Origin of the sequence: Mesorhizobium sp. M7A.F.Ca.CA.003.01.2.1, from assembly GCF_003998945.1 — a bacterium.
Taxonomy (GTDB): Bacteria; Pseudomonadota; Alphaproteobacteria; order Rhizobiales; family Rhizobiaceae; genus Mesorhizobium; species Mesorhizobium ciceri.
Genome location: NZ_RZRA01000015.1, coordinates 1 through 18997, shown reverse-complemented (window position 1 = coordinate 18997; position 18997 = coordinate 1). Strand labels below are relative to the sequence as shown.

12 protein-coding genes and 3 pseudogenes are annotated in these 18997 nt (G+C 57.8%); 10 read left to right on the top strand and 5 right to left on the bottom strand.

The window, feature by feature from the left end:
* The 4 genes and pseudogenes from EN969_RS01850 to EN969_RS01830 all read right to left on the bottom strand — a co-directional run.
* Positions 1-241 (bottom strand): annotated as a pseudogene (locus tag EN969_RS01850) (ATP-binding protein); the annotation flags it as partial.
* Positions 242-1277: 1036 nt separating this feature from the next.
* Complete coding sequence (locus EN969_RS01840) at positions 1278-2711, bottom strand: amidase (protein ID WP_063169332.1); 1434 nt, start codon at positions 2709-2711, stop codon at positions 1278-1280.
* Positions 2712-2790: 79 nt separating this feature from the next.
* Positions 2791-3978, bottom strand: coding sequence for a M20 aminoacylase family protein (locus EN969_RS01835; RefSeq protein ID WP_063169331.1), 1188 nt, complete (start codon positions 3976-3978; stop codon positions 2791-2793).
* Positions 3979-4387: 409 nt separating this feature from the next.
* A complete protein-coding gene (locus tag EN969_RS01830; protein WP_063169330.1) occupies positions 4388-4855 on the bottom strand; it encodes an Lrp/AsnC family transcriptional regulator in 468 nt (155 codons plus the stop codon).
* Positions 4856-5699: 844 nt separating this feature from the next.
* Between EN969_RS01830 and EN969_RS01825 the strand changes: the two genes are divergently transcribed.
* The 9 genes and pseudogenes from EN969_RS01825 to EN969_RS36570 all read left to right on the top strand — a co-directional run bounded on the left by EN969_RS01825 (position 5700) and on the right by EN969_RS36570 (position 15991).
* Positions 5700-6878, top strand: coding sequence for an aminotransferase class V-fold PLP-dependent enzyme (locus EN969_RS01825; protein ID WP_063169329.1), 1179 nt, complete (start codon positions 5700-5702; stop codon positions 6876-6878).
* 36 nt (positions 6879-6914) lie between these two features.
* Complete coding sequence (locus tag EN969_RS01820; protein WP_063169328.1) at positions 6915-8063, top strand: M20 family metallopeptidase; 1149 nt, start codon at positions 6915-6917, stop codon at positions 8061-8063.
* A gap of 401 nt (positions 8064-8464) precedes the next feature.
* Entirely contained in the window at positions 8465-9643 is a 1179-nt protein-coding gene (locus EN969_RS01815) for a Xaa-Pro peptidase family protein (protein WP_063169327.1), read from the top strand.
* Positions 9644-10616: 973 nt separating this feature from the next.
* Positions 10617-12095, top strand: coding sequence for an NAD-dependent succinate-semialdehyde dehydrogenase (locus EN969_RS01810; protein WP_063169326.1), 1479 nt, complete (start codon positions 10617-10619; stop codon positions 12093-12095).
* A gap of 13 nt (positions 12096-12108) precedes the next feature.
* Positions 12109-13512, top strand: a complete 1404-nt coding sequence (locus EN969_RS01805; RefSeq protein ID WP_063169325.1) for an aspartate aminotransferase family protein — start codon at positions 12109-12111, stop codon at positions 13510-13512.
* Positions 13513-13657: 145 nt separating this feature from the next.
* Positions 13658-14551, top strand: a complete 894-nt coding sequence (locus tag EN969_RS01800; protein ID WP_224570030.1) for a polysaccharide deacetylase — start codon at positions 13658-13660, stop codon at positions 14549-14551.
* Positions 14552-15290: 739 nt separating this feature from the next.
* Entirely contained in the window at positions 15291-15488 is a 198-nt protein-coding gene (locus EN969_RS36580) for an SDR family oxidoreductase (protein WP_063169323.1), read from the top strand.
* A 27-nt stretch (positions 15489-15515) separates the two neighbouring features.
* Positions 15516-15797 (top strand): annotated as a pseudogene (locus tag EN969_RS36575) (SDR family NAD(P)-dependent oxidoreductase); the annotation flags it as partial.
* A complete protein-coding gene (locus EN969_RS36570) occupies positions 15785-15991 on the top strand; it encodes an SDR family oxidoreductase (RefSeq protein ID WP_199489648.1) in 207 nt (68 codons plus the stop codon). The pseudogene EN969_RS36575 and the gene EN969_RS36570, both read left to right, overlap by 13 nt.
* Positions 15992-16391: 400 nt before the next feature.
* On the opposite strand, the pseudogene EN969_RS35775 reads toward EN969_RS36570, so the two are convergent.
* A pseudogene (locus tag EN969_RS35775) lies at positions 16392-16558 on the bottom strand (IS21 family transposase); the annotation flags it as partial.
* Between the two features lie 581 nt (positions 16559-17139).
* On the opposite strand from EN969_RS35775, the gene EN969_RS01780 reads away from it, so the two are divergent.
* A complete protein-coding gene (locus EN969_RS01780) occupies positions 17140-18795 on the top strand; it encodes an MFS transporter (protein ID WP_063169321.1) in 1656 nt (551 codons plus the stop codon).
* Positions 18796-18997: the final 202 nt, after the last annotated feature.

Sequence of the window (18997 nt, the reverse complement as noted above, 5' to 3'; positions counted from 1 at the left end):
GTGCACGAGCGGTCGTGTATAGCGTCGGCGACCGTGCTGTCGTTAATAAGGTCGTGCCAGCTTGCCACGGGGACCTGGGCGGTGATCAGGGTGGATTTTCTCTGATAGCGCTCCTCGACGATTTTCGAAGAGGTGGAAGCGCTGCTGATCGGAGAGAGCATGGTTGCCGAAGTCGTCGTGGATGAGCCAAGTGGACACGGGTGAGCTTGTCGATGAGGCGGGGAAAGGAACCATCGATGCGTCGCTCTCGAACAGGATAACAGTGCGGCTTCGGAAAAGTCCGGACAGGCTTTCCGGTAATCTCAATGATGAGATCCGCGCCCGCCGTTCCAAAAAAAGGTTCGGCACGAAGCCCGCATTTTTTGCACTGGGCTTACGGCGTGCTGATCCACTGTTTCGTCATTACTATTCCCGAGCCTTGCAACCGAGCCGGAAGCGTCAGGCGAATGCAGGATTCCTGCGCTCGTAGAGCGTCCCAGCTTGGTCAGCACAACCTGACGATACGCGCCATCTTGGCGGCAAAGGCATTTGACGCAGCTGAATTGTCACGATCAGACGGCAGTTGGATCCTCATTGGATGGCCAGTGTTGCAAAAATCACAGGCTGGAGATCGGACTTGCGCCCTGGTGAATTTCCGCCACCGCATCGGGGTCGGTCTTCAACCCGGCAACTTCGACTTCCCAATTATAATAGAGACCGCGGCCGGGGCTTTGGCGGAGAGGGTCAGTCCTGGCGATGCCTCTCTCGAGCCGGCCTACATTGCAGCTGCCAGGCGGTTGGTTGAGCGCGGAGCCGTCGCGATAACCAGGGACTGCGGCTTCAGTATCTGGTGCCAGGCTGCACTGGCCACGTCTGTCAAACTTCCCGTGGCCATGTCGAGCCTGCTACTGGCGCCCACGCTCCTCCGGCAGCTTCCGGCCGGCGCAAAGCTCGCCGTCTGGCCGCAGACTCAAGACACTGCGGCGAAGAGCTGCTGGGCATGGATTCATCCGCAGGGGCAAGAGTAGCCATCGGCGGCATCGAAGGTAATACGCGGCCGGCTAGTGTTACCGAAATGGAGTCCCCGGGTTGCAGTCTGTGTCGCGACTTCGCGCCGCACATCCCAAGATTGACGCACTCCTATTTGAATGTACATTGTCCCCGATGGTGACGTCAGCAATCCGTCGTAGGACAGGACTGCCCATCTATGACGCCGCGCCCCTTTATCGAATGACATTCGCGTCCGTGGCTTGACCGCTTGGAGGCCGTCAGGTGCTTGAGCGCGGCAGTCTCAAGTTTTAAGGGGTGGCAGCGTGGAATCTGCTCCTCGCGAAAGAAGGAAGCCCCAGGCGACTTTCGATCGTATATGCCGCGGCTAGGACGGAGGTGTCGGAATAGCGCGCGCCGACCAGTTGTAGCCCGACGGGCAGCCCTTGATCATCCAGGCCCGATGGAATCGATGCTGCTGGTTGCTGGGTCAAGTTGAAAGGGTAGGTGAAGGGCGTCCAGTCCACCCACCCCTTGTAACTATCATCCGGCACATTTCGCCCGACGGGGAACGGCGCGATAGGCATCGTCGGTGTGACCAAGAGATCGTAATTTTCGTGGAACTTCGCCATCAGAGCGGAGAGCTCGAACCGCATCGCCTCAGCTTCCTGAAATTCGGTAAGGGTGATCTTCAGCCCGCGTTCGGCACCTTCCAGAAAGCCAGGATCTAGTAATTGTCTTTGCTGTTTGTTCATTCGTGACACAATACGGGCGGCGCCAGCGAACCAGAATGTAGAAAACACCTCCACCGGATCCGCAAATCCCGGATTGACTTCGGCCACCTCGGCCCCAAGAGCTCGAAGCTGGTCGATCGCATTATCGGTAACGTTTTGGATATCTCGCGCCACCTTGACATAGCCGAGGTTCCGACTGTAGCCGATCCGCAGGCCCCTGATGGTGGTCTTTGCTGGATCGGGGTCGAGACCTAGGTACGCCGGACCCGCATAGCCATCGCGAGCGTCCTTTCGTGCAATCACATTCATCATCAGGATCGCATCCGCAACGGTGCGGGTCACCGGCCCCAAATGAGACAGCGTTGTCATGGCGCTAGCTGGCCATTGCGGAACGATGCCGAAGGTTGGCTTGAAGCCGAAGGTCCCCGTGAAGCTCGCCGGTATCCGGATTGATCCCCCGCCGTCGCTACCCTGATGAAGAAAGCCAAGGTTGAGCGCAGCCGCAACTGCCGCCCCTCCCGACGACCCGCCTGGTGTCAGGTCAGGATTCCAGGGATTGCGGGTGATCCCGTAGACCGGGCTGTCTGTTACCCCTTTCCAGCCAAATTCTGGAGTGGTTGTCTTGCCCAGGATAACGCCACCGGTCTCACGGATACGGGCTGGAACAGGGGCGTCTTCAGTCCAGGGTCCCTCGGTGCTGCCGGACAATGAGCCACGTCTTGTCGGCCAGCCTCGTGTCAAGGTGAGGTCTTTGATGGTGGCCGGAATGCCATCTAGTACTCCGGCTGGTTCCCCCTTCATCCATCGACCCTCCGAGGCCCGGGCAGCAGACCTGGCCCCTTCGTGGTCGACGAGGCAAAATGCGTTCAGCGCCGGGTTGTTGGCGTCGATGCGGCTGAGACAGTCATCGACGACTTCAACAGGCGAGAGCTGCCGCCTTCGGTAGAGTTCCAGGCATTCGCACGCCGACAGACCCTCAAGAGATGTTGGCACGGATGAACGAGTTTTCATTTTACGAGGTCCGCTACATTCAAGCCTGGCATAAGACGGCAGTTATTCATTCGTTCTGCGGCCCTTGTCAGACCGATCATCAAGACGTCGGACGGGATCCCAACGTGTTCTCTACGAGCTTGATCCAGTACGATGTTCCATAAGGAATCGCCTCGTCGTTGAAATTGTAGGCAGGGTGATGCAGGCCGGCGCTGTCACCGTTCCCGCACCAGACGAAAGCACCCGGCCGCGCCTGCGCCAGGAAGGAGAAATCTTCCCCCCCCATTACCGGTGGCGTCTCGAGCACATTGTTTTCACCGGCCACGCCCTTGGCCGCGCTTCTCGCAAGGTCGGTCTGCTGGACCTCATTGAAGAGAATTGCGTCGAAGCTCTGAAATTTAATATCTATCTTCGCGCCGGTTATCTGGGCGATGCCGGCGACCACTTCGCCCACCCGCTCCTTCACGAACTTGCGCACCTCCGGCTTTAGCGTCCGCATGGTGCCCACCAACTCCGCTGTTTGCGGAACGACGGGGACTAGTCTCTGCCCGGACTGGAACTGGTGGAACGAAATTCCTGCCGAGTCGACAGGGTCAATGTTCTGAGCCAGGATATGCTGCAGGGCCGTCACAAGCTGAGCGCCGACCAGAATCGGATCGATGCATTCATGAGGCCTTCCAGGGTGCCCCCCTCGCCCTTCAATGCTAATTTCTATGCTATCAGTTGCCGCCATCACTGGACCTTGCCGGATTCCGAAGACACCTACCGGCAAGCCCGGACGATTGTGCATTCCGTAGATGTGCTCGATGCCGAACCGCTCCATCAAACCGTCATCTAGCATGGCAACGGCGCCGGTACCGATCTCCTCGGCAGGTTGGAAGATCATGACCGCCGTTCCAGCGAAATTCCGAGTATCGGCAAGATAGCGCGCGGCACCCAACAGCATCGCGGTGTGGCCGTCATGCCCACACGCATGCATCAAGCCCTTGTTCTTGGACGCATAGGGCAGATCGGTCGCTTCGTTGATCGGCAGCGCATCCATGTCAGCGCGCAATCCGATAACCTTTGGGTTACCGTCGCTCACGACGCCGTTGCCCTTGATGACGCCAACGACGCCGGTTTTGCCGATGCCGGTCGCGACGGCGTCGCAGCCGAATTCGCGCAGGCGCTCGGCGACAAATGCCGAAGTACGGGGGATGTCGAAGCCCAGTTCGGGATGTGCATGGATGTCCCGGCGCCAAGCCACTATCTCGGGGAGAAACTCTGCGACGCTATTGAGAATTGCCACGGGGACTTTCCTTTCTTGCCGGTTGCAGGCGAATTTCACGCTTTGTCCTTGCGAGAGCCGGGAGACCCGTTTCCGCGCTGCCGGGAGCACAGCATCCTCTGTGCGACGTAGGCACCCCAGCTATTCCGCCGACTGAAGCCGCTCCAATTAGCCGGGGACCGACAATCCTGAATTCCGCTCCGCCCAGAATGTAGCAAGTGCCAAAGAGCTTGGTTGCGCGAAGGGCGCCTTGGTCCCGCAGAATATCATCGTTTTTTGGTCATTGGCGCATAACACCTGCAGGCTGAGAGGAGGTGCCCTGGTATATATGCGGGACCATTCAAAATAGGACAGCCGACATTCAGAAGTGCGGGACAACTGCGACCCGCGGAAGGCGCGTGGTGGTTGCCTGGGCGGGCTCTTTTGAAGGCTACTCTTCAGCAATTGGCAGAGCAAACGACGCCTTGATCCGATCCATTACAACGATTGTCTTGAACCCCTTTACTTCAAGATGTTCGTAAAAAAAACGACGGGTAAACGCCTCGTACTCGGCCATGTCCTGAGCAGAGACCGTAATAATAAAATCCGCTTCACCCGTAACGTAGTAAGCGTTCATGATCTCAGGCGTCCGCCGAATTGCCTGCTTGAAACGATCGATGATATCGGCGCGATCGCGCTCGAGAGTGATGGATACCAGCAGGAGCAGGGGCCGACCGACGGCTTCCGGTGAAACTATGGCAACGTCCGCTTCGATGACGCCAGCGTCTCGAAGTCGCTTTAATCTCCGCTGACAAGCGGTAGCCGATAGTCCGGCAAGTTCGCCCAATTCCTCTGTCGTAAGGCGATTGTTGCGCTGCACGACGTTGAGAATCTTCCGGTCAATTCGATCCAGATCCATTCACAATCTCTGCTCATGATGATATCGGCCAATGCCAAGGCCGCCAGTCCGTACGTCCAAAATGTAGCAAGTGCCAAACGCCCTCTCGGCGCTAAAGTCGGTCCAAGTCGCAGAAAATCGGCGTTTCTTTCGCCATCTGCGCACAATACCGGCATAGTATAACTATCTGAGGGGTGCCGCTGAATCGATGGGCGTTGCTGGTGAGCAGTTGCGGGCCAGCGCAAGAACGGCAGATTCGATCGGGTGGGGGCGATCCCCGGTCGAAAAGATCCTACCGATCTCGTTGCTCAGGCGCAGAAAACATGAGTTGCAGCACGCTCGCATCAGTTCGAGGCAAGCGTGTTAGGGAGCGACATCACCAAGGGTGTCGGCGTTGCAGCATAAATCGGAGACCATGAGAGTCAGGCTATGAACCGGCCCCGGCTTTCGGATGCCTTACGGCCCTCGCGCGTCGGCCGCGAGTGAACTATGATCCGCATGGGTGTGGGGCTGGAGGAGAAGGTCGTCGGCTCAGTCAGGCTAACGTCGCTCCAAGCACTGGTAAGAAGCCCTATCCGCGGTCTGAGAATTACCCAAATTGATCTCTCGTGAGGCAGTTGTTGCAGCTGCATTCCGTCGAGACGCTTCAGTGATCCGCGAGAATGGCTCGCGATCTCTGCGTGAATCGCGGTTTGGCGCAGGAATGCGGCGTGGGAGACCGAATGTTAGACCAAAGTCGGCACGAGCACCGTGTAAAATGGGCAGGTCAGCGCAGACCAGTCTGGCGGCATTCTTACCCTTGCCGGAACGATCGCCTGAACAAGGTAGCTCAACCGCCGTCCGCACTCCCAGGAGAGAAAGCCATATGCTTCCCTTGGACATCCTCCGAAAGGAGTTTCCAGCCACAGCAAACGCCATCTACATGGATGTCGCGAACCAGGGCCTCATATCAAGCACAACATTGGCTTCAATCGAGCCTCATTTGAACAATCGGCTGCATGGCCTAAACGACGAAGAAAGAATGCTCGAACACGTCGAGCGTACTCGCGCTAGGTTCGCACAATTTATCAATTCAGATCACGATGAAATTGCAATTACCAAGAATGCATCGGAAGGCATCAACATCATCGCTAATGCGATCGATTGGAGAGATGGAGACAACGTCGTTCTATGCCCAAAATTGGAACACGCAAATAATATCTTGCCATGGATTCAGATCAGAGACCGCTACAATGTCGAGTTGCGAGTCGTAGAGCCGGATAACGGCTCAATTCCCCCTGATGCATTCGTAAAGGCGATTGATTCTCATACCCGCGTTGTTGCCTTGGCGACGGTGACGATGGTTCCGGGGTTTCGGACCGTCATGGAGCAGATATCCGAAGCCTGTAGGCACTACGGTGCATTTCTTTTGGCGGACGCGACGCAATCTGTTGGGATACTCCACACCGACGTCAATCGACTTGGCGTAGACGGTGTAGCAGTGTCCACTGTGAAGGGTTTGATGGGTCTTTATGGATCGGGTTTTTTATATTGCCGTAAAGAATGGGCCGATCGGCTGAGCCCGGCCTATCTTGCGCGCTTCAGCGTAGATTTCGGAAACGCGCCAGAATCAGCTCCGGTACCTAGTTTTGTAAAGTTGCGCTCTGGCGCGCCCCGCTTTGATATCGGGCATTACAACTTCCCTGGCATGTTGGCTGCATATGCATCAATGGGCCAGCTACTTGATATCGGAACCGAGGCGATCGACCAGAGCGTTACCTCACTCGCAAAACGTATGGCCACTGGTCTCTTAGATATCGGGCTTCCGGTCTGCGGCGGGCCACCAGGCGCTCACACTGGAAGTATCGTAGCCGTTGGCGATTCCAGCGATCTTGTTGAAGGGCGCCCAGTCGACGCCCGCATTCGGTCGCTTCACGAGCATTTCACGAAGAACGGGGTAATCGTCTCAATACGCAGAGGCATGCTCCGGTTTTCCCTGCATCTTTACAACACCGCCGATGAAGTCGATCGCGTAATCAATCTGGCCAAGAGCTGGTCGAAGTAAGAGCGACACGGCTAGTTCATGCACACAGGAGAGTACATGTCGACCCAGAGCGCCGAGACTATCGGACTTCTCCAAGATCTTATAAAGATCGAGAGCATCAATCCATCGCTGTCGCCAAAAGGTAGTGGAGAGCAAGGTGTAGCCAAGTTCCTCGAGGGTTTTTGCAAGGAGCGGAAGCTGGCTTACGGGATACAGGAGGTGGCCGATGGTCGCTCGAATTTCCTGACCTGGGTACCTGGGAAAGAACCCGATAGGCGTATTCTATTCATTGCTCATATGGATACCGTTCCTATCGATAGGTGGGAATCAGATCCATTCTCGGGTGAGCAACGGGACGGGCGAATATATGGGCGAGGTAGCTGCGACACAAAAGGCTCACTTGCAGCTATGTTGATTGCGCTTAGCTCACTTGGTGAACGGCAGCCCCGGGCCACGGTTGTTGTGGCAGCCAGCATTGACGAAGAGTACCGCAAACTTGGCGCCCGCGCTATAGCCGATTCCGGTGTCGCTTATGAGGGTGCGGTAGTCGGTGAACCCACCGAATTAGAGCTCGTTGTAGCTCACATGGGTTCTGTCCGCTGGCAAATCGAGGTTCAGGGTGTACCGGCTCATACGTCGAAGCCTCATCTCGGAGTGAACGCGATCACGGGCATGGCCAAGGTGGTATTGGCACTTGATGAGCACCATCGATCCCTTGTGTCTCGGGCGCAGCACCCATTGGTAGGGTCATCACAGCTGACCGTGAGCCTCATCGAAGGAGGTTTGGAACTTACCACTGTACCGCCGGTATGCCGTATCTGGGTCGATCGGCGTCTCATACCCGGGGAGCGGCCGCAGGACGCGTTGGCGGAGGTAGAAAGCATACTGGAAGGCCTTCGCCAGGGCGAAGACAAGATCAATGTTCGGTCATTGCTTCCCGCATTGGAAGACCCGCCTCCAATCAGTTCCGGGTCGAGCAAAATTGCAGCAGTCGCAGGAGCGGCTTGTGCCCACGTCGCGGGGACCGGAGAGCAGAAGGGAGCCACCGGCGGCTCGGATGCAAATCAGCTGTCATTGGCTGGGATCCCGTGTGTGATTATCGGACCCGGGCGTACTGCCCAAGCCCATACGAACAACGAGTTCGTTGAAATCGATCAACTGACCAAGGCTGCTGATTTGTACCAGAGAATCATGCTCACATATTAGGAGTGGCCGGCCTGATGGGGGTGCTCAAACCCCGTCCATTGGGCCGCGGACGCCCCGGATGCTGCATGAGCGTGGCGGCCGCAACGTCCCGATCTTCGCTGGTCTCGTCGGCGCTTCCCACGTAGATCTTGCCGCCCGTGCTTGAAATTCTGTTGCGACAGGCAGAGTGCGTCTTCACCATAGGGAGGGCATGATCTTCCACCGGAGACGCAGAGCCACCGAAAATTTGGCGCTCATATGCGGATAACGTACGGCAAGTGCCTAGGAAATGCAGATTTTCCGCGACAAGAAGAAATCCTCGGGGAAAACAGCCTCTTGTGACGTGATACGAAGAGAAAGTATGCGGACAGGACGAATGCCTGATCCGTTCGAGGAATGCCTGTTTTGAAGGACTCGACGAGATGAAATATGAGAAGCCATTTCCGCCCGAGGAGTTTCGGCGTCGTGTTCATGACGTGAAGCAGCGGATGGAGCGAGCGGGGCTGGACTTGCTGATCTGCCAGGATCCCGCGAATATGTATTGGCTTACCGGCTTTGACGGCTATTCGTTCTACGTGCCTCAGGTGGTCTTAGTGCATCTCCAGTCGGACATGCCCCTCTGGTTCGGACGTTTCGTCGATGTAAATTCCGCTTATATAACGACGGATCTGCCTAGAGAAAATATAAGCTCATTTTCCGATCATAGACTTCAACATCCAGAATTACATCCATTTGACGATCTTTGCGAGCTTATCAATTCGCGCGGCTGGGGATCTGATCGAATCGGTGTCGAGCTTAACGCCCACTTCTATACTGCCCGAGCACATCAACATCTCGTCAAAGGCCTTCCGAATGCAAAATTCTCTGATAGCCGCGAATTAGTCAATTGGGCACGGCTTATAAAATCTGACCTTGAACTAGTCTACATGAGAGAAGCGGGCCACCTTGCAACGCATACGATGCAGACGGCAATCGCTAACCTAAGGCCTGGAGTGCCGCAACATGAGGTCGTCGCGGAGGTGTACCGGGCCCAGACACGAGGGGTGGACGGTAAATATGGCGACTCTAGCGGTCCTCCTCTTATCCAGACTAGCGAACAAACGAACGCTCCGCACCTCAGTTGGACCGAGGAGCCCTTGCCGACCTCTGGCCTGGTTCTCATGGAGTTCGGCGCCACCCGACGCCGCTACTGTGCGCCGCTGTGCCGCACCGTCCACATCGGAAAGCCACCCGCAGAGGTCTCGCGTCTTGCTGAGGTTATAGTGGAAGGCGGGGATGCTGTGCTCGAGATGGCAAAGCCTGGTACCGTCGTTGAGGAGCTTAATGCGGTGTGGCAAGATATCCTCAAGCGGAACGGGTATATCAAGATAGGCCGCTCCGGCTATTCAATCGGACTCAACTTCCCGCCGGAATGGGGCGAACGCACGGTTAGTATTCGCGCGGGCGACAAGACCATCCTACAACCAGGAATGTGCTTCCATTTTCAGTCGGGGGTTAGGCTCGAAGGGTTCGGCGCCGCCATCTCTGAATCATTTATTGTAACCGAAAGGGGCGGTGAGCGATTGGCAGATGTTGATCGCCGCTTGATCGTCGTGGACTAGGTGATTTGGATGTGACCCAAATCGTTTTGCGATCTCACTGGGTCCGTTCGAAGCCGGTTGAAATTTGTTTCTGCGGCGAGCGGATGAACGGATCTAGCTTAAGGACGGCGCTGTCTGAGAGGTGCGGCATGCCCAACCTCTGGGACAGGAGAATCTCGCCTAGCACATGAGTTCTCTGCATCAGCGGAGATTAAGATCCGTAGGCCGAAATGAGCCACCTGTGACGCGAGCGCGGCGTGAACGTTGCCCCATTCTACAAATGCGCGGATGACGCAAGAGGACTTAGCTTTTGAGGAGCATTGAGGACGAGTTTACGCGCGCCTGAAGCGGGCTCTTGCCAACCCTGCGCGCCGGTGGGAACGCGAGTATGGTCCGCCCCGTCCGTGCAACACGTCGCGACATCAGCACACGTTGTTCCCGATAGATGGCTCGGCAGCGAAGCTCGCCTTTTGCCCGGGGCTCGCTTCATCCTTTTCTGCTGTTTCGTGCGACTTCACCACTTCACCAAGTGAATGTCTGGGTTATCGCGGGGACCTCAATTTCGGGACCCCAAGACCTCCTTCCGAATGAAGTCGTCCGCGATGCCATCGTGTCTGAAGCGGTCGCGGTCACCCTGCACAGTGCCGGACGAAAGTAGCCTTGCGGCGAGTTCCGTCTAAGATTCGAGGCGGTTGCGCCTGCGTCAGTGCGCCTGATCGGTGTCGGTCGAGAACTTAATGCCACGAGGCCAGATCGGGAACTCGGGATCGGGAGATCGGCGCTGGAACCAACTACTTTCCGCGCCGCCGGCGACCAGCGCGACCTTCGCTCGCGGTCGCTAAGCCTCCTGGCAAGTGAAGTTGTGAGCCGTGTCCAATTCTACGCGAATTGGCTGCTGTTTGCAGGAATGCAGCTAAAGGGGCATCAACTGCGCTGCCGATCGGCGCTGTGGCAGCAATAACCTAAAGGCATCAGCATACCATTGGAGTCTTAGATGAGGGGTACGTCAATCACGGCATTACGCAGGCTCAAACGGCCAGACCTTTTGCGTGGTGATGCGTATCTGAACGGCGCCTGGCTCTCCAAATCAGATACTCTTGCCGTGTTTGATCCTGCCAGCGGTGACGAGATCGCTCAAGTTGCGGCTTGCGCAGACGCCGACGTTGACGACGCGGTCCATTGCGCAAGAGCAGCGTTCCTCAAGTGGCGCGACATGCTTCCGTTACAGCGTGGTGCATATCTGCGGAAATGGGCGGCAGGCATGCGGGAGAGCGCCGAAGACCTGGCTGTCATCATAACGGCCGAGCAAGGAAAACCGATTGCTGAAGCCCGCGGCGAAGTTTCATACGCTGCCGGCTTTTTAGATTGGTTTGCAGGGGAAGGGGAGCGGGCTTACGGCGAAACGATTCCCAGCCATCTCCCCGCAAGCAGGCTGGCCGTGCATTTGCAGCCGATCGGGGTGACTGTCGCCATTACGCCATGGAACTTCCCAGCGGCAATGATCACCAGAAAGGCTGGAGCTGCACTGGCCGCTGGCTGCACAATGATTGTAAAGCCGGCACCCGAAACGCCACTGTCGGCCCTCGCGCTTGCCCGCCTTGCCGGGGATGCTGGCATTCCGCCCGGCGTGTTTCAGGTGATCACGGGCGAAGCTCCGCCACTTGCCAAACGGCTGTTGTTGCATACCCACGTGCGTGCGTTCTCTTTTACGGGCTCCACCGAGGTCGGCAGAATCCTTCTCGAGCAATCCGCGAAGACAGTGAAGAAAGTCTCGCTCGAACTTGGCGGCAATGCTCCTTTCATCCTTTTCGGCGATGCGCCGATCAACGCTGCGGTCGCCGGTTGCATGGCAGCCAAGTTCGCGACATCCGGTCAGGACTGTCTCGCGGCAAACCGGATTTATGTGCAGCGAGAGATTTACGAGCATTTTACGGAAAAATTTGCCGAGGCCACCAGTAAACTAAAGGTCGGGCACGGATTGGAGCCAGGTGTCGACATCGGTCCGATGACAAAGACGTCTGGTGCTGACAAATGCAGGCACCAGGTTTCTGAGGCTCTAGCAGCCGGGGCTCGAATGGTAGCAGGCGCACAGCACAATTCGCTTGGCGGGAACTTCGTCACGCCGGCCGTGCTTGCTAATGTGACCGATGACATGGTGATTGCGAAGGACGAAACGTTTGGACCTGTCGCTGCAATCCTGCCCTTCGACGACGAACGGGAGGTGGTCGCGCGAGCCAACAATTCCGAGATGGGACTTGCGGCCTACGTCTATACCCAAGATCTCAACCGAGCCATGCGGCTCTCCGACCGGCTCGAATATGGCATGGTTGCCGTGAATACTCCAAAATTTACGGGGCCGGGCATTCCGTTCGGCGGCTGGAAACAATCCGGCCTTGGTCGCGAGGGCTCAAGGCACGGTCTTATCGAATATCTCGAACCCAAATACCTCTGCATCGGCAACATCGCGGCCTGAAAGGAAGCATTCAATGACCATCAACATCAAAGAGATCACCGAAAAGGACCGCAACTCGGTCTTGCATCCTTTCACTCAGCTTAAAGATTTCGCCACTGGCAAGCTCGGCGACCCAACGATCGTGGTGACAGGGAAGGGGATCCGCATCCAGGACGCGCATGGCAACCAATTTATCGATGGCTTTGCCGGCCTATACTGCGTCAATGTCGGGTATGGCCGCACGGAAGTCGCCGATGCGATCTCGCGTCAGGCCTATCGCTTGGCGTATTACCACTCCTATGCGGCGCACACGACCGACGAGCTTGCGATCCTCTCCGATCGCCTTGTGAAGATGGCGCCGGGCAAGATGAGCAAGGTGTTCTATGGCATGTCCGGCTCGGATGCGAACGAGACCCAGGCCAAGCTTGTTTGGTACTACAACAACCTGCGTGGCAAGCCGACCAAAAAGAAGATCATCTCCCGTGAACGCGGCTATCACGGCTGCAGCGTCGTGTCGGGCTCGATGACGGGCATGAGCTTTTATCACGACCACATGGACCTGCCACTTCCGCAGATTGTTCACACGGGTGTTCCACATCATTACTGGGGCGCAACCCCGGGCGAAACCGAGCGCGAATTCTCCGCTCGCCGCGCCGCCGAGCTTGATCAGTTGATCGAGCGGCTCGGCCCGGACAACGTCGGCGCCTTCATTGGCGAGCCCGTCCTCGGCACAGGTGGTATCACGCCTCCGCCGGAAGGCTATTGGGAAGCGGTACAGACGGTCCTCAAAAAACATGATGTGCTGCTGATTGCCGATGAAGTGATCACAGGGTTCGGCCGCACCGGTTCCATGTTCGGCTCACAGCACTATGGCATCGAGCCAGACCTCATCACGATCGCTAAAGGTTTGACGTCGGCCTACTTCCCGCTTTCAGCGGCAATCGTCGGTGAGAAGGTGTATAAAGTCCTGGAGGATGGAGCCGACAAGGTCGGGGCATTCTCGCACGGCTACACCTACTCTGGTCATCCGATCGGCGCCGCCGCGGCCAACGCGGTCCTCGATATTGTCGAGAAAGAAGACCTCCCCGGCAATGCGCGTGACGTCGGCGCGTTTTTCCAGGCGCAGTTGCAGGAGAGGTTCGCGCAGTTGCCGATCGTCGGCGAAGTGCGGGGCGTCGGTCTTATGGGCGCAATCGAGTTCGTTGCCGATCGCGACAATCGGAAGCGTTTCGATCCGGCGCTCAAGGTAGGTGCGCGAATCTCGAAGGCCGCCCGTGACCGTGGTCTTATCGCTCGGGCCATGCCGCACGGGGACATTTTGGGCTTTGCTCCGCCGCTGGTTACAACCAAAGCTGAGGCGGAGGAGATTGTTGCAATCGCAGAAAGCGCCGTGCGCTCGGTTATGGATGAGCTTGTTCGCGAGAGTGAGAAAATCTGAATGAGTTGGGCCATCTTGTCGTAATCAAGGCGCAAACTCAAGCGACGGCCTGATCGGCTTGCGGGGCTGCCAGCTGAGCTGGTGCCGCGTTCCGCTCATTGAGTTTTCGGCGGAATTCAATGCAGACACTGCTCAGGAGGAACTGGTGGCCAATTCGACCGCACTCAATCCCTGGGAATGGCCTGAAAGCCATTGGCGGCGGCGCATCAACAAAGTCAGAGCGGGCAAGGCACTAAGACCAATGTGGCCCGGCGGTAAACGCTGTGCCTTCGCCATCTCGTTCGACGTCGATCATGAGTCGAACGAATTGCGCAGGGGAGGGCGATCGCTAAGCAGATTATCCTGGGGTCAGTACGGGAGCCGACGAGGGATGCCTCGGGCTTTGGAACTCTTGAGAAAGTACGACGTTCCGGCGAGTTTTTTCGTTCCCGCTGTGATCGCTCAGTTGTATCCAGACGAGCAACGCGCAGTTGTCGATGAAGGCCATGAAATTGGCATGCACGGCTGGATACACGAGCTAAACTCGGAACTGAGCGCAGAGAGCGAGCGCTCTTTAATGATGAGGAGTGCCGACACTCTTGAAAAAATCACTTCCAAACGCCCGACGGGAATTCGAACGCCTTCCTGGGATTTTTCCGACGCAACTCTACGGATCATACGTGAAACCGGATTGACATACGACTCATCCCTTATGGCCGATGATAGTTGCTATGAGCTGCTGGAAGACGAGGAACCCACGGGAGTGATTGAAATACCGGTCGAATGGATTCGAGACGATGCCACTTATCTTTGGATGAGTCCCGATGGGTCTTCACGGCCAGATTTATCAGTCGACGACGTGCTTTCTGTATTTATTCGGGAGTTCGAAGGGGCCTATCAAGATGCCGATTTATTTCAGCTGACTCTGCATCCACACGTCATTGGATATCGCTCACGGATCTGGATCGTAGAAGAATTAATTCGACGCGCCAAAGCAAAGGGTGACGTTTGGTTCGCCACACATCATCAGGTCGCCGAGCGTGCGTCCTCATGTCTCTGAAAACTCTCAGACAGGAACGCCGGTAGAGTGCGGTGTTCTTGGGGCGGCGCAAGCCGTCCTGCGCCTCGACCGTTGCGGCGGTCACCAATGGATTTGGAATGACGCGGATCATCCGCTGTCCGGTATTCGCTTTCAGAGCGGGTACAGTGGGAGTTCTTATCTTGGAGGAGGACTACAATCTTGATTGACACGACCTTTGCCGGAAAAACGGTGCTGATTACCGGCGGGTGGCGCGCTTGGCCCGGCCAGTGCCAAACTGCTGGCGGCGGGTGGAGCGGATTTGGTGTTGGCTGACCTGTCGCAAGAGGCTCTGGACCAAACTCTGGCCGCCTGTCCTGGTGCCCGTTGAGTTGTCTGCGACGTGACCGATCCGGCGATGCTGGAAGGGCTGGTCGACCTCGCCCGCGAGAGCTTTGGCCGGCCGGTTGAGGGCTTGGTCGCGGCCGCTGGCATTACGGTGCGATGAAGCGGCTGATAGACGTGAAGGGTACGAAGCCATGTTCAGCTTCAACGTCGGGGCCATTTGGCGAATCTGCAAGCTGCATCCCGCAGATGCGCGAGCTTGGCCGCGGATCGGTGGTGCTCTTCAGCTCGACTGCTGGTCTGCAGGCCTCGAAGGACGTGCCGATCTATTCGGTGACCAAGGCGGCGGTTGTGATGATGACTCGCACGCTGGCGCTGAACCACGCGGCAGAAATATCCGCGCAAACTGTGTCTGCCCCGGAACCATCGCCAGCCGTTGGCCGAGGCCGGCGTCGCCTTCGCCCGGGGAGAAGCGGCACAGGTCGAGCGCCGGACGAAGATCATCGCTGCGCATCCGATGGGCCGAATGGGGTTGCCGTCCGAGGTGGCGACAGCTGTCGGCTATCTGCTGGACGATGCGGCGGGCTTCACCATCGGCGCCGCGCTTACGGTCGACGGAGGCAGCCTTGCCTAAGCTCCGGTCAGAAACACTGTCGTCGTCACCGGCGCGGCGCGCGGGATCGGTGCCGCAACAGCGGCGTGGCTTGGCTCGGAAGAGGCGTGGGTGTTGCTAGTGGATGTTCTGGATAAAGTGCACGACACAGCTGCGGGCCTTGGCCAGACGGCGCTCGTCTGCGATCTGGCCATGCCCGACGCCGCAGGGCGGGTTCTGGCCGCCTTGGATGCCGCAAGGATCGAGACGCTCGACGTCCTCGTGAACAATGCCGGCATTGGCGGTTCGAAGTCGCTCGCCGATACTGACGATGCCTTTTGTTCCCGCTGATCGATATCAACTTGCGTGCAGTCATCAGCCTGACCCGCGAGTTGCGGCCGCGGATGCGCCAGCCGGGCGGGCGGATCATTAATGTCAGCTCGATCCTCGGGCTTACGGGCTATCCCGGAACGGTAGGCTATTCGGTGGCCAAGGCCGGGATCGCGTATCTCACGCTCCAGCAGGCCGGCGAGCAGGGCCTGTAGGGTATAACCGTGAATGCGGTGGCGCCCGGCGTGGTCCCCACCGACATGACTCGAGCGCTGCACGTACGCAGCTACCAACGCCTGATGGTCGCGCCAATCCGCTCGAGCGCGTCTCCTCGCCGGAGGAGCAGGCGGCGGTGATCGCCTTCCTGCTTCGGACGACGCGTTCTACGTCTCGGGCGCAGTGATCCCCGTCGACGGCGGCTCCCGCCTGTCACAGTAGAGAAGAATAGCGCAATTTAAGCCTATACACAGGATGGCCCTGCAATTCCCGGATGCAGACCGACTCTGCCGGTAACCGGTTCCGGTGGTCGATCCTGTTAGCGGCGCCATTACCCGGCGCACATTTGATCGCGGTGGTGGGCAAGTTGAATTTACCCTTCGCGCGCTTCCCAGCGATCAATATGGCAGTGTCGTACTGCTCGGTCATTGTCGCAACGGTCGCGTTCAGCGTCGGCGCGAACCACAGCGCCTTGGCCACACCAGGTTGTAGCAGACGGATCGCCTCAGTGACCCGCCGAAGAAGCTGAGGCCGTCAATCCAGTCGGGCAGCTTTTGAGTCAGAGTTGGCAAAGGCTGCTCGAACTGAACGACTGTTGAGGAAAGCCTTTGCAGGCGCGGCGGGCGCGAGCACCGCGGGGAGCCGCAAAAAGGCACGCGGAGAGCTCTGCTGAGGCTGCAGTCAACTCAGCGTCCTTGGGAGCATATTGAAGTAGTATTTGCCCATCTCTCCCTGTTATGGCGATTTGAGAAGCAAAAAGCCCGTTCAGCGTTTAGCTTGGAGAATGTGCCCACTGCACTGCTCGCCCGCGAATCACCGATATTATGCAGATTTAGGAGCTCGACGCCGATCTCCTGCATTTGTTGGCGAGGATTGCTGGAAGAGTACCCATTCAATGCACTAAAATCCTGGAGTGGTCTGATCCTCATATTGTAAGTGTAGGCTGGCCTGATGCGGCTGGTTCCAAGTCTTCACAAAGGTTCCAACTACGCCTCCTCCCAAGGCGCATCGGCCCGGCAGCGAGTTCAATCTCCTGCCGGGCGTTGTAACTATTTGCGCACATTGGCCGATTCGGACCTTCAACGGGTTGGGCGGCTGCTGGCTGTCGGAGCAATGTAAAACTGGCTCATAGGCAAGAGTTAGATTGATGAGCAGTCTTGCGGACCAAGTCGCCGATCCAAATTCGCCAGGAGCATTTGCGCCCCTCAGAAATCCGAGCTTTCGTTCAATCTGGTTCGCCACGCAGGTCAGCTCGCTCGGCTGGTTGATGCAGACTGTTGCCATCAGCTGGCTGATGGCTACGATTTCGACTTCCGATCTGATGGTCGCGCTGGTTCAGGCTTCTTCAAACCTGCCAGCGTTCATCTTATCCGTCTTCGCCGGGGCCTTGGCTGATAATTTCAGCCGGCGCCGGGTCATGTTCGCCGGCCGGTGCCTTATGGTATTGGCATCTGCGATGCTGACGGCTTTTGTGGTGCTGGGCTTTGTCGATCCGTGGATGATCCTCGGCTTCAGCTTCTTGATCGCATGCGGCGGCGCTCTCCACGATCCAGCCTGGCAGGCCTCGGTTGGCGATATGGTGAACCGACGCGACGTTCCCGCCGCCGTCACGCTCCTCTCCGTTGGCTTCAACACTGTTCGGACCGTAGGCCCGGCGCTCGGTGGCATAGTAGTTGCCTCTTTTGGGCTGATGACGGCTTTCGCCGTAACCAGTCTTACCTATCTGGTCCCTTTGGTAACCATATGGCGCTGCAAGTGGATGGTTCGCTCATCACCTCTCCCACGTGAGTCGATGAGGACGGCGATCTATGACGGGCTACGCTTCACGGCGATGTCGTCGGAGATTAAGACGGCGATCACTCGCGGAACCCTCTTTGGTCTGGCGAGCATCGCCATTCTCGCGCTGCTGCCGCTGGTTGTCCGCGACCAGCTGGGAGGCGGACCGCTCGCCTATGGCACGCTCATGGCCGGATTCGGGACAGGCGCCGTCTTCGCCGGCATCTCGAACAGCGTGTTCAGACGGAGCTTGTCACAAGAGCGGCTGATGACGCTCGCATGCGTCGCCTGCGCGGCATGCTCCCTTTCGCTTGCGCTGACTTCTTCGATTGCAGTGGCGGCAATTGCACTCGCCATGGGTGGCGCGGGCTGGGTCACCGCCTGGTCCGGGGTCGGCGTGACCGTGCAACTGGCAAGCCCGCGCTGGGTCGTGGGGCGCACCATCTCGATTTACTATGCATTGATCGATGGCGGCATCGCAGCGGGCAGTTGGGTGTGGGGCACGGTGGCCCAGAACCATTCACTGACCTTGGCACTGGAGGGCTCCGCTGGAGCCCTTCTGCTGGTCGCCGCCACGGGCCTCCTGTTTCCCCTTCGCGAGCGCCGCGAATCCGATCCAGATGCTTTGGAGGACTTCGACGCACCGGCAGTCGCCCTCAATCTCAAGCCAAGAAGCGGTCCCATCGTGGTCAAAGTCGAGTACCTAGTGCCCGAGGAAAATCGCGAAGCATTCCTGGAACTCATGCGGGCGCGCCGGCATGTGCACAGTCGCGTCGGCGCTCGTCATTGGACTCTCCAGCGCAACCTTCAGGAGCCTATGCAATGGATAGAGACATTCCGCACGCCGACCTGGACCGACTACCTTCGCCTGAACCATCGTCTCACGGAAGCAGACAAGGAATTGGGTAAACAAGTGCTGAAATTGCATGCAGGACAGCTTCCGCCTAAAATCATGCTTTTTATCGAGCGACCAACAAGCTCGGCCCTAAAGTCCGATGAATCAGCACGTTATTTTCTCCGACACTGACTCTTCGAGGTTAACCCCTTGTATCTGCACGCAGAGGACTTTGTGCGATGGAAGCGACTGAGCCTCGAACCGGATGGCCATCCGGTTCGAAGCAAGGCGAAGTCGCCCGACACCCCTCCGGCCACAACCGTGGGTGAGCCTGGGATCTTCGCCTTCGTCACGTACGACCGAATAGTCGCTTGGCTCCAATCGCACGCACAAG

Bases quoted from the DNA above. Each gene is read 5' to 3' on its own strand.
- EN969_RS01820 (WP_063169328.1), top strand. From the start codon at position 6,915: ATGTCGACCCAGAGCGCCGAGACTATCGGACTTCTCCAAGATCTTATA.
- EN969_RS01830 (WP_063169330.1), bottom strand. From the start codon at position 4,855: ATGGATCTGGATCGAATTGACCGGAAGATTCTCAACGTCGTGCAGCGC.
- EN969_RS01815 (WP_063169327.1), top strand. From the start codon at position 8,465: ATGAAATATGAGAAGCCATTTCCGCCCGAGGAGTTTCGGCGTCGTGTT.
- EN969_RS01805 (WP_063169325.1), top strand. From the start codon at position 12,109: ATGACCATCAACATCAAAGAGATCACCGAAAAGGACCGCAACTCGGTC.
- EN969_RS01780 (WP_063169321.1), top strand. From the start codon at position 17,140: ATGAGCAGTCTTGCGGACCAAGTCGCCGATCCAAATTCGCCAGGAGCA.
- EN969_RS01840 (WP_063169332.1), bottom strand. From the start codon at position 2,711: ATGAAAACTCGTTCATCCGTGCCAACATCTCTTGAGGGTCTGTCGGCG.
- EN969_RS01825 (WP_063169329.1), top strand. From the start codon at position 5,700: ATGCTTCCCTTGGACATCCTCCGAAAGGAGTTTCCAGCCACAGCAAAC.
- EN969_RS01810 (WP_063169326.1), top strand. From the start codon at position 10,617: ATGAGGGGTACGTCAATCACGGCATTACGCAGGCTCAAACGGCCAGAC.